Raw genomic sequence first — 21,416 nt, forward strand, 5'->3', positions numbered from 1 at the left:
CCGCCGGAACGGCGGTCAGCCGCGGCTCCACTTCTGGTTGTCGTGGCCGTTGCAGCTCCACAGCCGCAGCCTGGTGCCGTTGCCCCCCGGCGAGTCCTCCGCCTCGACGCACTTGTCGGCCTGGACGTTGACCAGGTCGTGAGCGGCGTTGAGGCGGAACTGCTGGGCGCCGGTGCCGTTGCAGTCGACCAGCTGGACCGCCGCGCCGTCGTCCCGCGAACCCCCGGCGACGTCCATGCACTGGCCCCGGGAGCGGATGCTGCCGTCGGCCTTGATCTGCCAGGACTGCGCCGCGCCGCCGGTGCAGTCCCAGAGCTGCAGCGGACTGCCCCACGGGGGGCTCCCGTCGATGCAGCGGCCCGAGTCGTGGCTCCGGATCGCCATGCCGGAGGCTGCGGCGGAGTGCGAGGGCCCGGAGGCGGGTTGCTGCGCCGATCCCCCGCCCGTTGCGCGGGGGGTGGCCTTGCCCCCGGTCGTGCTCGGGGTGGCGGTCGGCCCGTCCGGGGACCCGGACTCCGCCCGCCGGCGGGGAGTGTCCCCGGGGGACGGCGACCGGCCGCCGTTCGGGCTCGCCGTGGCCGGGCCGGTCCCGGGGGTCCCGACCACCGGGTCCTCGTCCGCGAGGGTGACGGCGGCTCCGCCGCGCTCCTGCCCGCCCGAACCCCGCAGGAGGAACGGCACGCAGACGAGCACGCCGACCGCCAGGCCCCCGCCGACCAGCAGCAGCGGGCGGGACCATCCGCGGCGCTTCGCCGGGGGAGCGGCAGGGGGCGGCGCCTGCGGGGCCGTCCCCGCGACCGCCGGCGGAGCGTGCTCCTCGTCGGCCTCGGATGCGGGGCGGGACGCGAAGGCGAGCCCCGCGGCGAAGCCGTCCGCGTAGGTGGACTCCGGCTCCGCGCCCTCCTCCTGACGCTCCGGCAGGGCGGCGGCGGTCGGCCTGGCCCGCAGTGTGGGCGCGTCGCCGCCGTTCCACTCCGTGGGGGTCCGGCTGGTGGTGGCGGAGGCGTCGGCGATCGCGGACGTCCTCCGGGTCCGCCGGGGCAGCGCCGTACCGGCGGGGGAGCCCGCCTCCGGGGCCTCGCCGGCCGCCGGATCGTCGGGAGAAGCCGTCATGAATCCTTCCAAACCCAAGATGTGCCGAGAGCCGCCCCGCCGCGTGGGCCGGGGCTCGGGCACATCCGTCCCCCGGGGCATCCGCGCCGCACCGTCACCCCGCAAGGGGGTGTCCGCGGCGGCGCAGCACGCACCCTAGCAACCGCTCCCGGCCGGGACGACGCGCACCATGACGGCCCGGTGTCTGCTGCGTGAACTGCGGGTTCCCCGCGGGCGACGGTGTCCCTCAGGGCGTGCGCCGGTGGGGCTCCCAGGTGCGGCGGACGTCGTTCCACAGGTAGCGGGTGCCGGCGCCCCCGGCGCCGCCCGTGGTGGCCCAGACGCCCTGCGGGTGGCCGCCGAGGGTGTCGGTCCAGGCGATCTCCAGTCCGGCGACCTCCGGGTGGCTCAGGTCCAGCCGCTGGAACTGGGCGACCGCCCCGACCGGCAGCAACGGGTGCACCTGCACCTTGGTCCGCGAGGCCTCGTCCTCCAGCCGCAGCACCCCGCCGCCCTCGCGCCGGACCGAGCCGAGCTTCCTCACCGCCGCGATGAACGCGGCCGCCATCTGCTCCTCCTCGGTGGCCGCGCGCCGCCGCCAGAAGCCCCGGCCGCCCATGCGCGCGGCGGTCATCTCGCCGAGCCTGGTCCCCATGGCCTGCATGAACGAGCTCAGCAGCACCACACCGCCCGCACCGACCACGGCGGACACCAATTCCGGAATGGCGGACTGGTCACCGCCCCCCGGCCGGACGTCCTCCCAGTGACCCATCCCCGTCGCCCCCGTCTCCCGTACGTGTCAGGTGTGTTGCCAGGGTAGCGGCGGCGGCTGCAGTGGCGCGGGCGATCACCCGCGGCAAGCGCGCCCTCATCACATGGAGCGGAAGGACTCCCGCAGTTCGACCTTGCGGACCTTGCCGCTGACGGTCATCGGGAAGGCGTCCATCAGCCGCAGGTGGCGCGGGACCTTGTAGTGGGCGAGCCGGCCGCGGCAGAACTCGCCGAGTTCCTCCACCGTCAGCGCGGAAGCCGGGTCCTTGAGGACGACGCAGGCCAGGATCTCCTCGCCGTACCGCTCGTCGGGGACGCCGACCACCTGGACGTCCGCGATCTTCGGGTGCGCGTAGAGGAACTCCTCGATCTCGCGCGGGTAGACGTTCTCCCCACCGCGGATGATCATGTCCTTGATGCGGCCGACGATCTGCAGATACCCGTCCTCCCGCATCACCGCCAGGTCGCCGGTGTGCATCCAGCGGCCGGCGTCGATCGCCTCCGCGGTCCTCTCCGGCTCGTCCCAGTAGCCCAGCATCACCGAGTAGCCGCGGGTGCACAGTTCGCCCGCCGTGCCGCGCGGCACGGTCACGCCGTCCGGGCCGACGACCTTGACCTCCACGTGCGGCAGCACCCGGCCGACGGTTCCGGTGCGGCGCTCGAGGTCGTCGTCCCGGCGGGTCTGGGTGGAGACCGGCGAGGTCTCGGTCATGCCGTAGCAGATGGAGACCTCGGCCATGTGCATCTCGGCGACGACCCGCTTCATCACCTCGACCGGGCAGGGCGAGCCCGCCATGATGCCGGTGCGCAGCGAGGAGAGGTCGTAGCCCGCGAAGTCCGGCAGGTTGAGCTCGGCGATGAACATCGTCGGCACCCCGTACAGCGAGGTGCAGCGCTCCTGTTGGACCGCTCGCAGCGTCGCCGCCGGGTCGAAGCCGGGCGCGGGGATGACGATGCAGGCGCCGTGCGAGGTTGCGCCCAGGTTTCCCATGACCATGCCGAAGCAGTGGTAGAAGGGCACCGGCAGGCAGACCCGGTCCTGTTCGGTGTAGCCCACCAGTTCGCCCACGAAGTAGCCGTTGTTGAGGATGTTGTGGTGGGAGAGGGTCGCGCCCTTGGGGAAGCCGGTGGTGCCCGAGGTGTACTGGATGTTGACGGGGTCGTCGCAGGACAGCTCCGCCCCGCGCTCGGCGAGCTGCCCGTACGGGACGTTCGACCCGGCCTCGACGAGGGCGTCCCACGTGGGGTCGCCGATGTACACGACCTCGGTCAGCGAGCGGCACCCGCCGCGCACCTGCTCCACCATGGCGCGGTAGTCGCTGGACTTGAACTCGGTGGAGGCGACCAGCACCTCGATGCCGGCCTGGTCGAGCACGAACGCCAGCTCGTGGACGCGGTAGGCCGGGTTGATGGTGACCATGATCGCGCCGATGCGGGCGGTGGCGTACTGGACGAGCACCCACTCGGGGCAGTTGACGGCCCAGATGCCCACCCGGTCGCCCTTGCCGACGCCCTTGGCGAGCAGGCCGCGCGCCACGTCGTCGACGGCGTCGCCGAGCTGCGCGTAGGTCCAGCGGCGGCCGCTGGGCACGTCGACCAGCGCGTCGCTGTGCGGCCAGGCGGCGACCGCCCGGTCCAGGTTGCGGCCGATGGTGTCGCCGAGCAGGGGCGTGGTGCCGGTGCCGCTCGCGTAGGACGGCTCGACGGGCGTCGCGGGGGTGCTCACCGGTGGTCCTCCTCGCGGTACTCGGTGCCGACGGCCCCTTCGGCGGTGCGCTGCCGCAGCTCGATACGGCGGATCTTGCCGGACACGGTCTTGGGCAGCTCGGCGAACTCGATGCGCCGCACCCGCTTGTACGGGGCGAGCACGGCCCGCGAGTGCGCGAACAGCGCCGCGGCGGTCTCCGGTCCCGGCTCCCAGCCCTCGGCGAGGACGACGTACGCCTTGGGCACGGCCAGCCGCAGCGCGTCGGGCGCCGGGACGACGGCGGCCTCGGCCACGCACTCGTGCTCCAGCAGGGCGCTCTCCAGCTCGAAGGGGGAGATCTTGTAGTCGGAGGCCTTGAAGACGTCGTCGGCTCGCCCGATGTAGGTGATGTAGCCCTCGGCGTCGCGGGAGCCGATGTCGCCGGTGCGGTACCAGCCGCCGGCCATGGCCTCGGCGGTGCGCTCCGGGTCGCCCTCGTAGCCGGTCATCAGGCCGACCGGGCGGGTGGACAGGTCGAGGCAGATCTCCCCCTCGTCGCCGGGCTTGCCGGTGACGGGGTCGACGAGTTCCACGGCGTACCCGGGGCTGGGGCGGCCCATGGAGCCCGGCTTGAGCGGCTGCCCGGGCGGGTTGGAGACCTGGACGGCCGTCTCGGTCTGGCCGAAGCCGTCCCGGATGGTCAGCCCCCAGGCGCGCCGTACGTGCTCGATGACCTCGGGGTTGAGCGGTTCGCCGGCGGCGACGACCTCGCGCGGCGGGGTGCGCAGCACACCGAGGTCGGCCTGGATCAGCATCCGCCAGACGGTGGGCGGAGCGCAGAAGCTGGTGACGCCGGCCCGGTCCATCTCGGCCATCAGGCGGCCCGCGTCGAAGCGCGTGTAGTTATGGATGAAGACCGTCGCCTCGGCGTTCCACGGGGCGAAGAGGTTGGACCAGGCGTGCTTGGCCCAGCCGGGCGAGGAGATGTTGAGGTGGACGTCGCCGGGGCGCAGGCCGATCCAGTACATCGTCGCCAGGTGGCCCACCGGGTAGGACAGATGGGTGTGCTCGACGAGCTTGGGCTTGGCGGTGGTGCCCGAGGTGAAGTAGAGCATCAGCGGGTCGTCGCCGCGGGTGTCCCCGTCGGGCGTGAAGTCCGCGGGGGCGTCGTACGCGTCCTCGTAGGCGTGCCAGCCCGCGGGCGTGCCGCCGACGGCGATCCTGGTGTACTCCCCCGGCACCTGCTCGAACTTCGCCGCGTCCGCCGCCCGGACGATCACATGGCGGGCCCGGCCGCGCTCCACGCGGTCGCTGAGGTCGGCGGGACCGAGCAGCGGGGTGGCGGGGATGACCACGGCGCGCAGCTTCATGGCGGCCAGGGCGGTCTCCCAGAGCTCGGTCTGGTTGCCGAGCATGACCACGATCCGGTCGCCGGCGCCCACCCCGAGGCCGCGGAGCCGGTTCGCGACCCGGGCGGAGCGCTCGGACATGGCGGCGAAGGAGACGACGGACTCGCTGCCGTCCTCCTCGACGATGTGCAGCGCGGGGCGCTCGTTGTCACGGGCGATGACGTCGAACCAGTCCAGCGCCCAGTTGAAGTGCTCGGGACGCGGCCAGCGGAAGCCCTCGTACGCCGCCCGGTAGTCCTCGCGGTGGCGCAGCAGGAAGTCCCGGGCCGCCCGGAACTCTTCCGTCCGGCTGGTTGCCGTCATGTGTCCTCCTCGTCGCCGGCCCCCTCGGTAGCATCCTGTTGTCAGTGACGAGGCTCTCACTACCCCCGAACGGGGGTGAGGAAGCGGCGGGGGCGTGACGGGACCGGGCGAGGCGGCGGAGCTGCGGGCGGCGCTGCTGCGGATGAGGCGCACCAGCGGTCTGCCGGTGGCCTTCGGAGGGCTGCTCCCCGAACCGCGCCGGCTGCGGATCACCGAGCTGTCCGGCACGGCCACCGCCTCCCTGCAGGGGCTCACCATCACCGCGGGCAACGGCCTGGGCGGCAAGACGATCGCGCTGTCCCGGCCGCTGGCCGTCACCGACTACAGCACCTCGCGGGTGATCAGCCACGAGTACGACGCGGCGGTCGCCGCCGAGGGCCTGCGCTCGGTGCTGGCCGTGCCGGTGGTCGTGCGCCGCCGGGTGCGCGGGGTGCTCTACGGTGCGCTGCGCCATCCGCTGGCGCTCGGCGACCGCCCGGTGAGCGCCGCGGTGGAGGCGGCGCGCGAGCTGGAGCAGCGGCTGGCGGTTCGGGACGAGGCCGACCGCCTGCTGTCGACCTGCCGCCAGCCGACCGCCGGGGACCCGGCGGCCTGGGAGGAGGTCCGCGAGGCCCACGGTGAGCTGCGGGCGCTGGCCGGCCGGGTCGCCGATCCGCTGCTGCGGCAGGAACTGCTCGCCGTGTGCGGCCGGCTCGCCGCGGCGACCGGGGCCGCCGGGGGCGGCGACGGCCTCCCCGCCGGGCGGCCGGTCGCCGTCTCCTCGCGGGAGCTGGACGTCCTGGCGTGCGTGGCCGTGGGGGCCACCAACGCCGCTGCCGCCGACCGGCTGGGACTGCGTCCGGAGACGGTGAAGAGCTATCTGCGCTCGGCCATGCGCAAGCTCGGCGCGCGTACCCGTCTCGAGGCGGTCGTCGCCGCCCGCCGGGCCGGCCTGCTCCCCTGAGACGCGGACCCGGACCGGTGGCCGGCCGGTGCACGCCGGCGGCGCCCGCGGGGTGATGCCGGCGGCGGAAACGGCCGCGCCGGCCGCGCACCGGTACGGCGTTCACCCGCAAAGCACCGTGATCGGGGCAGCAGCGGAACCGCGGACAAGCCGCCGCGTTCGCCTCGCCCGGGGCGATTTCGGGGTTTGACCGCCGGCGGGATCGGACCGATCATTCGGGGTGTGTCCACCGGCACGCGCGGGACGGGGGCCGGCCTGACGAACGGTCCGGTGTTCAACAGGTCGCTGCCCCCGCGCATTTCCCGGCCTGCCGCCCCTCGCGCGACATCGATTTCGGCGGCGGCGGTGAATTTCCCTGCACCGGACGGAAGCCGAAGAGCCACGCCAACGACGGCGGATTTCCACGGCTCTCTGCATAACATTGTCCCGGACACGACACGAGGGGAGCGGCGACCGTGGAGCAGGTCTTCGACGTGCCGGCCAGACCCCGGCCCGACCAGGTGATCGGGCGCGCCGATGTGCTCGCACGGGCCCGCGGGCACCTCGCCCACGGTGGCAGCCTGCTGCTGTACGGACCGGCCGGAATCGGGAAGTCCACCGTATTGCGGACACTCGCCGAGGAATGCAACGGCGAACCCACGGTGCTGCGCTGTTCCGCGACCGAATCCGAATCGCACCTCCCCTTCCTCGCCCTGGTCGATCTGCTCGGCCTGGTCGCCGACCAGGTGTCCGACCGGCTGCCCGCTCCGCAGCGGGCCGCGCTGGAGTCGGCGCTCACCGGCCGCGGGGAGTCCTCGCTGCAACGGGACGGACTGGCGCTGCGGCTGGCCGTGCTGTCGGTGCTGCGGGCGCTGGCCGCCGACGGCCCGGTGCTGATCGTCGTGGACGACCTGCAGTGGATGGACCCGGCCAGCGCCGAACTGCTGGCCTTCGCGGCCCGCCGGGTCGCCGAACTGCCGGTGCGGGTGCTGGGCGCCGTCCGCACCGACGCCGATCCGCAGGACCAGCACGACCGCTATCTGCGCGCCTTCCCGCAGGACGTGCTCACGCTTCGGGTGACGCCGCTGTCCCGCCCGGACGTCTCCGAGCTCCTCGACGGGCGCGGCCACACGGGTCTGCCGCGCGCGGTCGTCCGGGACATCCACCGCACCAGCGGCGGCAATCCGCTGTTCGCCCTGGAACTCGGCCGTGCCCTCGCGGAGAGCCGCACCCCGCCGCGCCCCGGGGAGCCGCTGCCGGTGCCGACCTCGCTGCGCGCCCTGGTGCTCAACCGGCTGGAGATGCTCTCCGCGGAGACCCGCCGCACGCTGCTGATCGCCAGCGCGGGGGCCCGCCCGACCCTCGCGACGCTGCGCAGCGCCGGTCGCGCCAACGCCGAGGGCGAGACGGGGGTGGCCGCCTCCCTCGGCCTGGTGGAGATGGACCCCGACGACGGCAGCGGGCCGGTGCGTTTCGCGCATCCGCTGATCTCCGCGGCGCTGTACGCGGAGGCGACCCCGGAGGACCGGCGCAGCGCCCACGCCGCGCTGGCCGCGGCCGCCGTCGACCCGATCGAACGGGCCCGGCACCTGGCGCTGGCGACGAGCGGCAAGGACGAGCGGGTCGCGGCCAGCCTTGCCGAGGCCGCGGAAGAGGCCCGGTCCCGCGGCGCCCCCTCGATGGCCGCCCAACTCGGCCTGCTGGCCGCCCGGCACAGCCCCGAGGGCGCGGTGCCCACCGCGGACGAGCGGCGGCTGCGGGCCGCCGAGGACGCGCTGACCGCCGGGGAGCCCGAACTCGCCCGCGCCACCGCCCGCGAGGTGCTCGCGCGGGCCACGATCCCGGCGGACCGGGTGCGCGCGTGGAGCGTGGTGATCGACTCGGCCGGGCAGGCGCTGTCCGAGGTGGACGACGTCTTCCCGCAGGCCCTGGCGGACGCGGGCGACGACCCCCGGCTGCAGGGCCTGGTGCGCTACCAGCTCGCCTGGCGGGCCCTGGTGGACGGCCAGATGCACGAGGCGCGGGCCGAGGCCGCCCGCTCGGCGGCACTCGCCGCGCAGGCCGGGGACCGGCGCACCGAATTGCTGGCGCTCTCCTTCAAGGCCCTCAACGAGACGACCATGGGGCACCCCGACGCCGCCGCGACCCTGGCCCTGGCCTCCGCCGAGCCGCAGGACCCGGACGTCGCCATGAACCACAACGGCCCGGTCTACATCCGCTCCCGCTATCTGCTGATGAGCGATCAGCTCGACGAGGCGCGGGCCGCGTTGACCTGGCTGGCCGGCGAGGCGCGGCAGCGCGGCGCGGTGGAGACGGAGGTCTACTCGGTACGCAGCCTCGCCGAGATCGAACTGCGCTCGGGACGCTGCGGCACGGCGCTCGACCTGGCCCGCGAGAGCCTGCGGCTGGCCGAGGACATCGGCATCGGCGAGGGCTTCGCGCTGCAGATCGCCTCCCTGGCAGAGGCGGCCGGCGGCACGGTGGAACGCGCCCTGTCGCTGGCCGGGGACGCGGTGCGGCGGGCCGAGGCCGACAGCGACATGCCGTACATGACGCGGGCGCTGTACGCGCTCGGGCACGCCCGGCTGGTCGGCGCCGACCCGCAGGGCGCGGTGGACGCGCTGCGCCGGGTGCGCGCGCTCGAACGCGAGATGGGCGTGACGGAGCCCGCGCGCGGCCGCTGGCAGGGCGACCTCGCCGAGGCACTGGTGCTGACGGGCGCGCTCGGTGAGGCGCGGGAGGTCATCGACGAGACGCGCCGGCACGCCCTGCGGCTCGGCCGGCAGAGCATCCTGGCCGTCCTGGAGCGCGCCGAGGGGATGCTCCTCGCCGCGCGCGGCGACACCGACGGGGCGGTGGCGGTGCTGACCGGGGCCCGGCAGCGGATGTCGGCCCTCGGCTACGGGCTGGACGAGGCCCGCGCCGTCCTCGCGCTGGCCCGGGTCGAGGCGGACCGGCGCAACCGCGGGGCGGCCGGGGCGGCGCTGGACGAGGCCGGCCGGCTGTTCCGGCGGTCGAAGGCCCTGCCGTGGCTGGAGCAGACGGGCCAGGCCCCGGCGGCCCCCGCGGCGGCGGCGCCACCGGAGCTGGACGGGCTGGCCTCGATGGAGCGGCAGGTGGCCGCGCTCGTCCTGGAGGGCGCCACCAACCGGGAGATCGCCGCGGCGCTGTTCGTCAGCGTGAAGACGGTCGAGGCGACCCTGACCCGCGTGTACCGCAAGCTGGGCATCCGCTCACGGGTGGACATCGTGCGACTGGCGGCGGGCCGCCGGGCCGGCTGAGGCGGCCACCGCGACCGTACGGGCCGCAGGCCGCCGCGTGCGCCCTCGGCCGGGCACGCGGCGTGACCGAGGGGTTTCCCTACGCGACCGCGCCAGGGGATTCCCTCCTTGGGGTGCCCGGGCCGCGACCCTAGCCTGGGTGCCGCACAGAGCGAGCAGGCCGACCCGTCCCACGAGTGCACGTGCGCCAACGCCCCTCGTCCTCGGCCACCGGCGAAGACGCCGGCCCGGTCCGTGCCGTACGCGCGGGATGCGGCGCCGCCCCACCGGCGACCCGCGCGTTCCCCCACCGGCATCCCGAGGGGCTCCGTGTCACGGCTCACCCGGGCGAGGCGAGCCGCCGCCCTCGTTCCCGGCGGAACGTCCGCACCCGCGCCGCCGGGGGCGGGCCCGGTCGGACTCCTGACGTCAGGTCAGGCCGAGCCGGGGGTCGCTGCGGGCTGCCACGAGCCGCCCGCAGCGACCCCTCTCCACGTCAGCGGCCGCGCTCGGCGGCGTCGACGGCGGCGTAGATCCGGTCGAAGACGGGCCCCAGGCCCTCCAGCTCGCCCGGGTCCAGCGGATCCAGGACCATCCGGCGCACGGCCTCGACGTGCGCGGGCGCGGAGGCCACCAGCTTCTCGTACCCCTCGGGCGTGAGGATCGCCAGCGTGTAGCGGCCGTCCCCGGGGTCCGGCTCGCGGCGGACGAAGCCCTGGTGCTCCAGACGCCGCACCACGTGCGACAGCCGCGACAGGGACGAGCTCGCGCGGTCCGCGAGCACGCTCATCCTGATGGTGTGCCGCTCCTGCTCGGAGAGCATCGCGAGGACGTGGTACTCCATCCAGTTCAGATCCGCGTCGCGCTCCAGCTCGCGCTCCAGGGCCGGCAGGAGCCGGGCCATGACCCGGGCCATCGACATCCACGCGGTCAGCTCGCCGCCCTGCAGCCAGCGTGGCTCGGCGGCGGGCGCGGGCGGATCCGCTGTGTTCTTCGTCATGGTCGCCAGGCTATCGGACCGCTTGAAGCTTCAAGCTGGTCTGTTACAGTGCACTTGAAGCTTCAAGTTGAAGCTTCAATCCACACCCCGCACCACACAGATCGGGAATCACGCCTCATGACCAGGATCGGCATCATCCTCGGCAGCACCCGCCCCGGCCGCAACGGCGAGAAGGTCGCGCACTGGGTCGTCGAGCAGGCCGCCAAGCACACCGGCGACGCCACCTTCGAGCTCGTGGACCTCGCCGACTACCCGCTCCCGCACCTCGACGAGCCGATCCCGCCGGCCATGGGCCAGTACCAGAACGCCCACACCAAGGAGTGGGCCGCCAAGATCGGCAGCTTCGACGGCTTCATCTTCGTCACCCCGGAGTACAACCACTCCACCTCGGGCGTGCTGAAGAACGCCATCGACTACCTGCACGCCGAGTGGAACCACAAGGCGCTGGGCGTGGTGTCCTACGGCTCCGTGGGCGGCGCCCGTGCCGCCGAGCACCTGCGCCTGATCGCCGGCGAGCTGAAGATGGCCGACGTGCGCACCCAGGTCGCGCTCTCCCTCTTCACCGACTTCGTCAACTTCAGCGAGTTCGCCCCGGGCGAGCACCAGGCCGCGAGCCTGTCGACCCTCATCGACGAGGTCATCGAGTGGAGCAGCGCCCTGGCGCCGCTGCGCGGCTGACCTCCGCGCCGTCCCGGCCCGGCGAACGGGCGGACGGGCAGCGCCCGGGGCCGGGCGGAGTGATCCTCCGCCCGGCCCCGTGTGCTGCCCGCGCCGGTCAGGCGAAGCGCACGTCGTGGTGGCCGGCCTCCGGGTCGGAGGCGGCCAGCAGCCGCCCGCCCTCCGCCTCCAGCGCGTCGCGGTCGGCGGCTGCCAGTGGCGCGAACGGCGCGACCGTGACCACGGCCGAGCCCCGCGCCCGGTCGGTGCGCCAGGTGCCGGCCACGAAGCCGTCGACGAGGACCGTGCCGCGGACGATGCCGTTGACCGTCATCACCCGGCGCACGTGCTCCCGGGCCAGGATCCGCGAGCGGTCGGCGTGCGAGAGCACCAGGTTGTCGAAGTCGGCGACGAAGCGCACGGCCGCCGGCCGGTCCGGGTCGGGCAGCGACGGGGCGTCCGGGACGTCGTACAGCACCCGGCCGTCCTCGTCGCGGTAGGCGCGCAGCTCCATCGCGGCGAAGACCTCCCGCAGCCCGGTGAGCCCCGACCACTTCTGCGCGTCGGCGACGGAGGCGGGACCGAAGGCCGCCAGGTAGCGGCGCACCAGCGCCCGCGCGTCGGGGGCGTCGGCGGGGGAACGCCCGAGCCAGGAATCGGCCGTGGTGTACGCGGTCCGCCCGGCCACCCCCCACACGCCGCGCGGCGGCACCTGCACCAGCGCCAGCCAGTTGCGCAGCGCGTTGACGAGCGACACCGGATCTGCGTCCGGCCAGCGCGGGCCGAGCAGGTCGCGCAGTTCGCCCGGGGTGCGCGGCTCCGCCTCGACCAGCGCCCGGCAGGCGGCGATGGCCTCCTCGCGGTCCACGCCCCGCACCCCGGGGGCCCAGGCGCCCTGGGCGATCTGCCGGTCCAGCAGGGGCTGCAGCACCGGCCGCAGCCGCAGCGCGTCGTCCGCGGTGACCAGGTGGACGGTGCCGCGCAGCAGCGCGATCCGGACGACCCCGCGGTCCAGCAGCAGACGCGACAGGTCGCCGAAGGCGAAGCCGTCGAGCCGGGTCCACAGCGCGGTGTACGCCGCGTGCGGGGCCTGCGACTGAAGGCCCACCAGATGCGCGACCGCCTCCGCGGGGCCCATCCGCGAGCGCGCCAGCAGCAGTTGCCGGTCCAGCAGGGCCCGGTTGAGCGTACGGCGGCCCAGCACGGCCCCCGGTGTCGTCCTGCGCATGCGGACACCGTACGGCCACGAAGAACTCGGGGGTAACAGTCGCCCCGGAAGTGCCCGGGAGTGTAGACATAGCCTATGGGCGGGCCGAGCGATCATCGCGCCTCGAGGAAACCACCGGAGCGGGGGCTGCCAGCGCTGCCCGCGGGGCGCAGCGTGGCCGGGCAGGTCTTCCTGCTGCAGGTCGTGGTCGTCGTCCTGCTGGTCGTCGCGGCCGTCGTCGAACTCCTCGTCCAGGCGCGGCACGACAGCGAACAGGAGGCCCGCAACCGGTCGGTGGCGGTGGCCACGACCTTCGCGAGCTCACCGGGGATCGCGGCGGCGCTGGAGTCCCCCGATCCGACCGCGGTGCTGCAGCCGAGGGCCGAACAGGCGCGCCGGCTCTCCGGGGTGGACTTCATCGTGGTGACGGACCGTCAGGGGATCCGCTACACCCACCCCAAGCCCGACCGCATCGGCAAGAAGTTCGTCGGGGACATCGGCCCGGCCCTGCGCGGCCAGGTGGTCACGGAGAGCATCGTGGGCACCATCGGCCCCCTGGTGCAGGCGAACGTGCCCGTCCTCGACGACCGGGGCAGGGTCGTCGGCATCGTCTCCTCGGGCATCACCATCGCCAAGGTCAGCGGCGCGGTCAACGATCAACTGCCGGTCCTGCTGGGGTTCGCGGCGGGCGTGCTGGCCCTGGCCACCGCCGGCACCTGGCTGATCGCCAGACGCCTCACCCGGCAGACCAGGGGCCTCGGCCCGGTCGAGATGACGCGCATGTACGAGCACCACGACGCCGTGCTGCACGCCGTGCGCGAGGGCGTCCTCATCCTCGACGGCGACCGGCGGCTGCTGCTCGCCAACGACGAGGCGCGACGGCTGCTGGACCTGCCGGCCGACGCGGAGGGCAGGCCCGTCACCGGGCTCGGGCTCGAGGAGCGGGCCTGCGAACTGCTGGCCTCCGGCCGGGACGCCACCGACGAGGTGCTGCCGGCCGGGGAGCGGCTGCTGGTGCTCAACAACCGCCACACCGACCGCAACGGCGGCCCGCCCGGCAGCGTGGCCACCCTGCGCGACGCGACCGAACTGCGGGCGCTGTCCGGCCGGGCCGAGACGGCCAGGACCCGGCTGCGGCTGCTGTACGACGCGAGCATGGGCATCGGCACGACGCTCGACATCACCCGGACCGCCGAGGAACTGGCGCAGGTGGCGGTGCCGCGCTTCGCCGACTACGTCACCGTGGACCTCGCGGTACGCGTGCTGCGCGGCGACGAACCGCTGGCGGGCCCGTCGGTGGAGATGCGCCGGGTCGCCGTGAGCGGCGTCCGCGACGACCACCCGCTGTACCCCACGGGGCACCCGCTGCTCTTCGTGCCGTCCAGCCCGCAGGCAGCCGGCATCGTCAGCGGCCGGGCCGTCCTGGAACCCCGCCTCGCCGACTCCCCCGGCTGGCAGGCGCAGGACCCGGAACGCGGCGCGCGGGTCGTCGGCTTCGGCATCCACTCGCTGATCTGCGCCCCGCTCAGCGCCCGCGGTGTGCTCCTCGGGATGGTGAACTTCTGGCGCTCGCAGGCCCCGGAGCCCTTCGACGAGGAGGACCTCTCGCTCGCCGAGGAGCTGGCGGCACGGGCCGCGGTCTGCGTCGACAACGCCCGCCGCTACACCCGCGAGCACGCCATGGCGGTCACCCTCCAGCACAGCCTGCTGCCGAGGGAGCTGCCGCAACTGACCGCCCTGGACGCCGCCTACCGCTACCTGCCCGCTCAGGCGGGGGTGGGCGGCGACTGGTTCGACGTCCTGCCGCTGCCCGGGGCACGGGTCGCCCTGGTGGTCGGCGACGTCGTGGGCCACGGACTGCACGCGGCCGCCACGATGGGCCGGCTGCGCACCGCCGTGCACAACTTCAGCACGCTGGACCTGCCGCCGGACGAACTGCTGGGGCACCTCGACGAGTTGGTCGGCCGCATCGACCTGAACGACTCCGGGCCCACCGGTGACGGTGCCGCCCCCGCGGGGACCACCGTCGCGGGCGCGACCTGCCTGTACGCCGTCTACGACCCGGTGACCGGCACCTGCGCGGTGGCCCGCGCCGGACACCTGCTGCCCGCGGTCGTGCACCCCGACGGGACCGTCGAGTTCCCCGACGTACCCGCCGGACCCCCGCTGGGCCTGGGCGGACTGCCCTTCGAGGCGGTGGAGCTGACACTGCCCGAGGGCAGCAGCCTGGTGCTCTACACCGACGGCCTGGTGGAGGACCGCGACCGGGACATCGACGAGGGCCTGGAACTCCTGCGCCGGTCCCTGTCCGAGGCCGGCCGCGACCCCGAACAGACCTGCCGGGACGTGTTCAAGGCCATGCTGCCCGCCCGGCCGTCCGACGACATCGCCCTGCTCGTCGCCCGCACCCGCGTCCTGAACCCCGCCCACGTCGCGGACTGGGACGTACCCGGCGACCCGGCCGCGGTCTCCGGGGTACGGGCGGCGGTCCAGCGTCAACTGGCCGCGTGGGGGCTGGAGGAGCTGTCCTTCACGACGGAACTGCTGCTGAGCGAGCTCATCACCAACGCCATCCGCTACGGGGCCGAACCCATCCAGGTCCGCCTGATACTCGACCGGGTGCTGATCTGCGAGGTCTCCGACGCCGGCAGCACCTCCCCGCATCTGCGCTACGCGGCCGCCACGGACGAGGGCGGGCGGGGGCTGTTCCTCGTCTCGCAGTTCGCGGAACGATGGGGGACGCGCTACACGCCCGAGGGGAAGGTCATCTGGGCCGAGCAGCAGGTGCGGTGACCCTCCGGGGGGCGCCGGTCCTGTGTCCGGTGCGTTGTTGTGTGCGGGTGCGTCGTGGTTGCGGTTGGGGGTTTCCCCGCCCTCCCGCCCGATTGCCCGGCGCGGTTGGTGCGGGCCTGCGCGCGTGTGTGGTGGGCCGGGTGCGGGGCCTCCGGGGTGGGCATTCTGTACCGCATATTTATGTGCATGGCGGGCACCCCAGCTCCCCGCCCCCGATGCCGCACAACAAATACACGTCAGCGTCCAGAACGCCCACCCCTACGACCCCGCCCCCTCGGCCGGTTCGGCGACCAACGGCCGGAGGGTGGTGATGGGGTGCACCCCTCCCCGCACCGCTGGAAGCTGCCCCCAGCAGGGGTCCCCCGGCCGCAGGCCGAGCAAGGGTGCGCGCCGGGGACACCTCCCACTGGACGGCTGGGGCAACACGCCCACCGGCGCTCCTGCGTCACGGCAACGCCGAGGGTCATCAGCCGGCCACGGAGCCCGACTTGTCGCGGCACACGACAAGCGGCGGGTTGGGGACGCACTCCGACCTCCGGCGAGCAGCCGACAACCACACCGGCCACAGCGGGTCGTGTCCCCCGTCGTGGTGTAGCCGATCACGGTCCGTCGCCTCCGCTTCGGCGCCGTCCGGCACGTGCCCATGCGCGGCGTCGTGCGACCACCGCTGGTCCCGGCTCGGGGAGCCTCAACACGGCCTCCGGCGAGCACGATTCGGGACGCTACCTGCGGATTCCGCCAGCATGATCGGCTACATCACTTGGCGGGACGCCATCCCACAGCGAATGAGGCCGCCGTTGGCCGAAGACTGAGGGAGGGCGGCCGCTCGGCAGTGCGATCCGTGCCCGCGCGCCCCGATCTGCTCCGTTGCCCATGGAGGCCTCACGTCCGTGGGCGTTCCGTGAGGCGCGTGCGGCAACCCCGAATCGCCCCCTACCCCCTCCGGCCGTCATGCGCCCACACGACCGGAGGGGGTGTGGCGGGGTGCGCCCGGAAACGACGAGCGGCGGACCCGGCGCCGAATGATGTCGGGCCAAACCGCGAGCGTTGAGGACGTGCGCCGGCGCGGCACCGACCCACGCACACGGTGCGGGACCCGCACCGACCGCGCCGGGCAATCGGGAGGGCGGGCGGGGAAACAGCCCGCCGCAGGCGCAAACAACCCGCACACAACAACGGACCGCAACCACGACGCACTGGCTCACCGCACCCCGTGGATGGGGGTGCGGGCGCCCCGCAAGGGGCGCCCCGTGCCGCCACAACGCGCGGCGACGAACTCCGCCGCGATGGAAAGCGCCGTCTCCTCCGGCGTGCGCGCGCCGAGGTCGAGGCCGATCGGGCTGCGCAGCCTCCCCAGTTCGGCCTCGCCGAGGCCCGTCTCGCGCAGCCGGGCGAGCCGCTGCTCGTGGGTGCGCCGGGACCCCATGGCCCCGACGTACGCGACGGGCATGCGCAGGGCCCGCTCCAGCAGCGGTACGTCGAACTTGGCGTCGTGCGTGAGGACGCAGACGACGGTGCGCCCGTCGACCGGGGTGCGCTCGAGATACCGGTGCGGCCACTCCACGACGACCTCGTCGGCCTCGGGGAAGCGCCGGGCGGTCGCGAAGACCGGGCGCGCGTCGCAGACCGTCACCCGGTAGCCGAGGAACGTGCCGACCCGCACCAGCGCGGCGGCGAAGTCGATCGCCCCGAACACCAGCAGGCGGGGCGGCGGGACGCTGGTCTCGACCAGCAGCGTGAGCGGCTCGCCGCAGCGCCCGCCGTCCGCGCCGATGCCGACGGTGGCGGTGCGGCCCGCGCCCAGCAGGGCGTGGGCCTCGGCCGCGGCGGTGCGGTCCAGCTCCGGATCGCCGAGGGTGCCCTCGTACGTCCCGCCGGGGCGCACCAGCAGAGCCCGGCCGGGCAGGCCGGCGGGGCCCGCGACGACCCTGGCGAGCGCCGCCGCCTCCCCGCGGGAGGCGGCGGCCAGTGCCCCGGCGAACTGCGGTCGCGCATCGGGCGCGATCCGCTGGACGAAGATGTCGATGACGCCGCCGCAGGTCAGCCCCACGGCGAAGGCGTCGTCGTCGGAGTACCCGAAGCGCCTGAGCAGCGGCTCGCCGGTCTCCAGCACCTCCTGGCAGAGCTCGTAGACGGCGCCTTCGACGCACCCGCCGGAGACGCTGCCGACGGCGGTGCCCTCGGCGTCGACGGCGAGCGCCGCTCCGGGCTGCCGGGGTGCGCTGCCGCCGACCGCGACGACGGTCGCCACGGCGAACGGCCTGCCCTCGGCCGACCAGCGGTCGAGCGCGTCGGCGATGTCGAGCATGGCGGCAACTCCTCCTAGCCGACGCCCAGCCAGCCCTCGAGGGGGTGCAGGGCGAAGTAGACGACGAAGACGACCGTGAGCACCCACATGAAGATCCCGGGCTCGCGGAACCTGCCCTGGGCCGACTTGATCGCGGTGTACGCGATGACCCCGGCGCCGACCCCGGCGGTGATGGAGTAGGTGAAGGGCATCAGGGCCACGGTGAGGAAGACGGGTACGGCCACCGAGCGGTCGCCCCAGTCCACGTGCCGGGCGTTGCCCATCATCATGGCGCCGATCACGACCAGGGCCGCAGCGGCGACCTGACCCGGGACGATCTGCGCCAGCGGGGTGAAGAACAGCCCCGCGGCGAAGAGGACTCCGGTGACCACCGACGACAGGCCCGTGCGGGCGCCCTCGCCGACGCCGGTCGCGGACTCGATGAAGACGGTCTGCCCGGAGGCCCCGCAGGCGCCGCCGATCGCGCCGCCCGCGCCGTCGACGAACAGGGCCTTGCCGAGCCCCGGCATGCGTCCCCTGTCGTCGGCGAGCTTCGCCTCCGTGCCGACGCCGATGATGGTGGCCATCGCGTCGAAGAAGCCCGCCAGCACGAGCGTGAAGACGATCATGCCGACGCTCAGTGCCCCGATGTGCTCCCAGCCGCCGAACTCGACCTGCCCGAACAGCCCGAAGTCGGGCGCGGAGACGAGGTGGCCGGGCAGTTCGGGGACGGTCAGCCCCCACACCTTCGCGTCGGTGCCGCCGGCCGCGTGGACGGCCACGGCGAGGACGGTCCCGGTGACGATGCCGACGAGGATGGCGCCGGGGACCTCGCGTGCCTGCAGCATGAAGATCAGCAGCAGGGTGACGCAGAAGACCAGCACCGGCCAGCCGGCCAGCTGCCCGCCGGCGCCCAGGGTGAGCGGGCCGCCCTCGCCCCGGCCCACGAACCCGGCGTTGACCAGCCCGATCAGGGCGATGAACATGCCGATGCCGATGGTGATCCCGTGCTTCAGCGGCAGCGGGATCGCGTTCATGATGACCTCCCGCAGACCGGAGACCACCAGGACCACGATCACCGCGCCGTAGAGCACGCACATCCCCATCGCCTGGGGCCAGGTCATGTGCGGGGCGACCTGCGTGGCGAGCACACCGGAGACGGACAGGCCCGCGGCGAGGGCGAGCGGCACCCTGCCCAGCAGGCCCATGAGGAGGGTGGAGACGGCGGCCGCCAGCGCGGTGGCGGTGATCAGGCCGGTCTGTCCGAGTCGGTGGCCGTCCACGTCGGGGCCGGACAGCAGCAGCGGGTTGAGCAGCAGGATGTACGCCATCGCCATGAAGGTCGTCAGACCTCCGCGGAGTTCGCGGGCGACGGTCGAGCCGCGTTCGGATATGTGGAAGTACCGGTCGAGCCGGGTTCGTCCGGCCGGCCGGGGAGGCGGCGCGCCGGTGGTGGCGTCGGGGGCGGTTCTGTCCGTGGCTGACGGGGTCGACTGGGTCATGCGGTGCCACTCCCAAGGTTCACAGGGACACCCGGACGGCCCGCGCCGTACGGGATTTGGGATGGTCCGCAGCACGACCGGGGGACGGCCCGAGAGTGGTGCGGTGTGACCGCCCGGCGCCGTCCGGCGCCGGGCGGAACTGCCTCACGTACCGGTCAGGTTCTCCGGCCTCACCGGCACGCGCCGGAGGGCGAGCCCCGTCGCGGCGCGGATGGCGGCGACGACGGCCGGGGTGGAGGACAGGGTGGGGGCCTCGCCGACGCCGCGCAGCCCGTACGGGGCGTGGTCGTCGGCGAGTTCGAGCACGTCGACCGGGATGGGCGGCGTGTCGAGGATGGTGGGGATCAGGTAGTCGGTGAAGGAGGGGTTGCGCACCGTGGCCCGGTCGGAGACGAGGATCTCCTCCATGACGGCCAGGCCGAGGCCCTGGGTCGTGCCGCCCTGGATCTGGCCGACGACCGACAGCGGGTTGAGCGCCTTTCCGACGTCCTGGGCGCAGGCGAGTTCGACGACCTTGACCAGGCCGAGTTCGGTGTCGACGTCCACGACGGCGCGGTGCGCGGCGAAGGAGTACTGGACGTGTCCGCGGCCCTGGCCGGTGCGCAGGTCGAAGGGTTCGGTGGGGCGGTGCCGCCACTCGCGCTCGATGTCGATCGCCTCGTCGCCCAGCACCTCGGCGAGCCCGGCGAGCACCTCTCCGTCGTCGGTGACGACCTTGCCGCTCTCCAGCAGGAGTTCGGCGGTGGCCCAGGCCGGGTGGTGGGTGCCGAGCTTCGCCCGGCCGAGTTCCAGGACGCGTTCGCGCACCGCCTGGCAGGTGTGCCGCACCGCGCCGCCGGTGACGTACGTCTGCCGGGAGGCGGACGTGGAGCCGGCCGAACCGACCCGGGTGTCGGCGGGGTCGATGGTGACCTGGGTGACGCCGAGTTCGGTACGGGCGATCTGCGCGTGGACGGTGACGCCGCCCTGGCCGACCTCGGCCATCGCGGTGTGCACGGTGGCCACCGGTTCCCCGGCGATCACCTCCAGGCGGACGCGGGCGGTGGAGTAGTCGTCGAAGCCCTCGGAGAAGCCGACGTTCTTGATGCCGACGGCGTAGCCGACGCCGCGGACGACGCCCTCGCCGTGGGTGGTGTTGGACAGCCCGCCGGGCAGCGCGCGGACGTCCACGCCGCCGCCGGCGCTCTCCCACTCCCGCTCGGGCGGCATCGGCATCGCCTTGACGCGGCGCAGCAGTTCGGCGACGGGGGCCGGTGAGTCGACGACCTGCCCGGTGGGCATGACGGCGCCCTGGGACATGGCGTTGAGCCGCCGGAACTCCACCGGGTCCATGCCGAGGGCGGCGGCGAGCTTGTCCATCTGCGCCTCGTAGGCGAAGCAGGCCTGGACCGCGCCGAAGCCGCGCATCGCCCCGCAGGGCGGGTTGTTGGTGTAGAGCGCGAGGGCCTCGATGTCGACGTCGTCGATGACGTACGGGCCGGCGCTGAGGGAGGAGGCGTTGCCGACGACGGCCGGGGAGGAGGAGGCGTACGCGCCGCCGTCCAGCACGATGCGGCACCGCATGTGGGTGATCTTCCCGTCGCGGGTGGCGCCGTGCTCGTAATGGAGCGTGGCGGGGTGCCGGTGGACGTGCCCGAAGAACGACTCGAAGCGGTTGTAGACCATCTTGACGGGCTTGCCGGTGCGCAGCGCCAGCAGGCAGGCGTGGATCTGCATCGACAGGTCCTCGCGCCCGCCGAAGGCGCCGCCGACGCCGGAGAGCGTCATGCGGACCTTCTCCTCGGGCAGGCCGAGGACGGGGGCGATCTGGCGGAGGTCGGCGTGCAGCCACTGGGTGGCGATGTAGAGGTCGACGCCGCCGTCCTCGGCGGGGACGGCGAGGCCCGACTCGGGGCCGAGGAAGGCCTGGTCCTGCATGCCGACCTCGTAGTCGCCGGTGACGATCACGTCGGCGCGCCGGGCGGCCGCGTCGGCGTCGCCGCGGACGATCGGCTGGCGGTGCACGACGTTGGGATGCGGGACGTGGCCGCTGTGGTGGTCGGTGCGGCCCTCGTGGATCAGCGGCGCGTCCGGGGCGGTGGCGGTGGCCTCGTCGACCACGACGGGCAGTTGCCGGTACTCGACCCGGATCTTCGCGGCGGCCCGGCGGGCGGTCTCGGGGTGGTCGGCGGCGACCAGCGCGACCGGTTCGCCGTGGTGGCGGACCCGGCCGTGGGCGAGGACGGGGGTGTCCTGGATCTCCAGTCCGTAGTGCCGCACGTCGGTGGGCAGGTCGTCGTAGGTGAGCACGGCGTACACGCCCGGCTGCGCCAGCGCCCGGGAGACGTCGAGGGAGACGATCTCGGCGTGCGCGTGCGGGCTGCGCAGGGTGTGGCCCCACAGCATGTCCTCGTGCCACAGGTCGGAGGCGTAGGCGAACTCACCGGTGGTCTTGAGGACGCCGTCGGGGCGCAGCGTGGACTCGCCGATGCCGCCCGTGGTCTCGCTGCCCTGGGTGGTGGGGGTGGGGGTACGGGTCACGCCCAT

13 protein-coding genes are annotated in these 21,416 nt (G+C 74.2%); 4 read left to right on the forward strand and 9 right to left on the reverse strand.

The features are described 5' to 3' along the window. Nucleotides 1-15: 15 nt before the first annotated feature. The 4 genes from CHF15_RS07685 to CHF15_RS07700 form a co-directional block, all read right to left on the reverse strand. Nucleotides 16-1,113 (reverse strand): RICIN domain-containing protein, encoded by a 1,098-nt coding sequence (locus CHF15_RS07685; RefSeq protein ID WP_107418535.1) that lies wholly within the window; start codon nt 1,111-1,113, stop codon nt 16-18. Between the two features lie 226 nt (nt 1,114-1,339). After that, a complete protein-coding gene (locus CHF15_RS07690) occupies nt 1,340-1,864 on the reverse strand; it encodes a hypothetical protein (protein WP_089222880.1) in 525 nt (174 codons plus the stop codon). A 99-nt stretch (nt 1,865-1,963) separates the two neighbouring features. Beyond that, nucleotides 1,964-3,589, reverse strand: coding sequence for an AMP-binding protein (locus CHF15_RS07695; protein ID WP_089222881.1), 1,626 nt, complete (start codon nt 3,587-3,589; stop codon nt 1,964-1,966). Further along, nucleotides 3,586-5,262, reverse strand: a complete 1,677-nt coding sequence (locus CHF15_RS07700; RefSeq protein ID WP_089222882.1) for an AMP-binding protein — start codon at nt 5,260-5,262, stop codon at nt 3,586-3,588. Before CHF15_RS07700 ends, CHF15_RS07695 begins: the two co-directional genes overlap by 4 nt. Nucleotides 5,263-5,356: 94 nt before the next feature. Here CHF15_RS07700 and CHF15_RS07705 point away from each other — a divergent pair, with 94 nt between their 5' ends. Next, complete coding sequence (locus CHF15_RS07705; protein ID WP_179279691.1) at nt 5,357-6,205, forward strand: helix-turn-helix transcriptional regulator; 849 nt, start codon at nt 5,357-5,359, stop codon at nt 6,203-6,205. Between the two features lie 455 nt (nt 6,206-6,660). After that, nucleotides 6,661-9,465, forward strand: a complete 2,805-nt coding sequence (locus tag CHF15_RS07710; protein ID WP_089222883.1) for a helix-turn-helix transcriptional regulator — start codon at nt 6,661-6,663, stop codon at nt 9,463-9,465. A gap of 475 nt (nt 9,466-9,940) precedes the next feature. Here the strand turns inward: CHF15_RS07710 and CHF15_RS07715 are convergent, their stop codons facing one another. Beyond that, nucleotides 9,941-10,444 carry a MarR family winged helix-turn-helix transcriptional regulator gene (locus tag CHF15_RS07715; protein ID WP_089222884.1) on the reverse strand — a complete coding sequence of 168 codons (504 nt, stop codon included), beginning with the start codon at nt 10,442-10,444 and terminating at the stop codon, nt 9,941-9,943. 117 nt (nt 10,445-10,561) lie between these two features. Between CHF15_RS07715 and CHF15_RS07720 the strand changes: the two genes are divergently transcribed. Next, nucleotides 10,562-11,122, forward strand: a complete 561-nt coding sequence (locus CHF15_RS07720) for an NADPH-dependent FMN reductase (RefSeq protein ID WP_089222885.1) — start codon at nt 10,562-10,564, stop codon at nt 11,120-11,122. 97 nt (nt 11,123-11,219) lie between these two features. On the opposite strand, the gene CHF15_RS07725 is transcribed toward CHF15_RS07720, so the two are convergent. Next, nucleotides 11,220-12,329, reverse strand: a complete 1,110-nt coding sequence (locus tag CHF15_RS07725) for a winged helix DNA-binding domain-containing protein (RefSeq protein WP_089222886.1) — start codon at nt 12,327-12,329, stop codon at nt 11,220-11,222. 75 nt (nt 12,330-12,404) lie between these two features. On the opposite strand from CHF15_RS07725, the gene CHF15_RS07730 reads away from it, so the two are divergent. Continuing rightward, nucleotides 12,405-15,101, forward strand: coding sequence for a SpoIIE family protein phosphatase (locus tag CHF15_RS07730; RefSeq protein ID WP_089222887.1), 2,697 nt, complete (start codon nt 12,405-12,407; stop codon nt 15,099-15,101). Between the two features lie 1,201 nt (nt 15,102-16,302). Here the strand turns inward: CHF15_RS07730 and CHF15_RS07735 are convergent. From CHF15_RS07735 to pucD, 3 genes are all read right to left on the reverse strand, one after another. Beyond that, entirely contained in the window at nt 16,303-17,409 is a 1,107-nt protein-coding gene (locus CHF15_RS07735; RefSeq protein WP_089222888.1) for an XdhC family protein, read from the reverse strand. Nucleotides 17,410-17,423: 14 nt separating this feature from the next. After that, nucleotides 17,424-18,890: an NCS2 family permease gene (locus tag CHF15_RS07740; RefSeq protein ID WP_089222889.1), complete on the reverse strand. Its 1,467-nt coding sequence runs from the start codon at nt 18,888-18,890 to the stop codon at nt 17,424-17,426. Between the two features lie 144 nt (nt 18,891-19,034). Beyond that, complete coding sequence (gene pucD, locus CHF15_RS07745) at nt 19,035-21,416, reverse strand: xanthine dehydrogenase subunit D (RefSeq protein WP_089222890.1); 2,382 nt, start codon at nt 21,414-21,416, stop codon at nt 19,035-19,037.

Origin of the sequence: Actinacidiphila glaucinigra (assembly GCF_900188405.1) — a bacterium.
Taxonomy (GTDB): domain Bacteria; phylum Actinomycetota; class Actinomycetes; order Streptomycetales; family Streptomycetaceae; genus Actinacidiphila; species Actinacidiphila glaucinigra.

Bases quoted from the DNA above. Each gene is read 5' to 3' on its own strand.
- CHF15_RS07685 (WP_107418535.1), bottom strand. From the start codon at position 1,113: ATGACGGCTTCTCCCGACGATCCGGCGGCCGGCGAGGCCCCGGAGGCG.
- CHF15_RS07715 (WP_089222884.1), bottom strand. From the start codon at position 10,444: ATGACGAAGAACACAGCGGATCCGCCCGCGCCCGCCGCCGAGCCACGC.
- CHF15_RS07700 (WP_089222882.1), bottom strand. From the start codon at position 5,262: ATGACGGCAACCAGCCGGACGGAAGAGTTCCGGGCGGCCCGGGACTTC.
- CHF15_RS07720 (WP_089222885.1), top strand. From the start codon at position 10,562: ATGACCAGGATCGGCATCATCCTCGGCAGCACCCGCCCCGGCCGCAAC.
- CHF15_RS07735 (WP_089222888.1), bottom strand. From the start codon at position 17,409: ATGCTCGACATCGCCGACGCGCTCGACCGCTGGTCGGCCGAGGGCAGG.
- CHF15_RS07740 (WP_089222889.1), bottom strand. From the start codon at position 18,890: ATGACCCAGTCGACCCCGTCAGCCACGGACAGAACCGCCCCCGACGCC.
- CHF15_RS07725 (WP_089222886.1), bottom strand. From the start codon at position 12,329: ATGCGCAGGACGACACCGGGGGCCGTGCTGGGCCGCCGTACGCTCAAC.
- CHF15_RS07690 (WP_089222880.1), bottom strand. From the start codon at position 1,864: ATGGGTCACTGGGAGGACGTCCGGCCGGGGGGCGGTGACCAGTCCGCC.
- pucD (WP_089222890.1), bottom strand. From the start codon at position 21,416: ATGGGCGTGACCCGTACCCCCACCCCCACCACCCAGGGCAGCGAGACC.
- CHF15_RS07730 (WP_089222887.1), top strand. From the start codon at position 12,405: ATGGGCGGGCCGAGCGATCATCGCGCCTCGAGGAAACCACCGGAGCGG.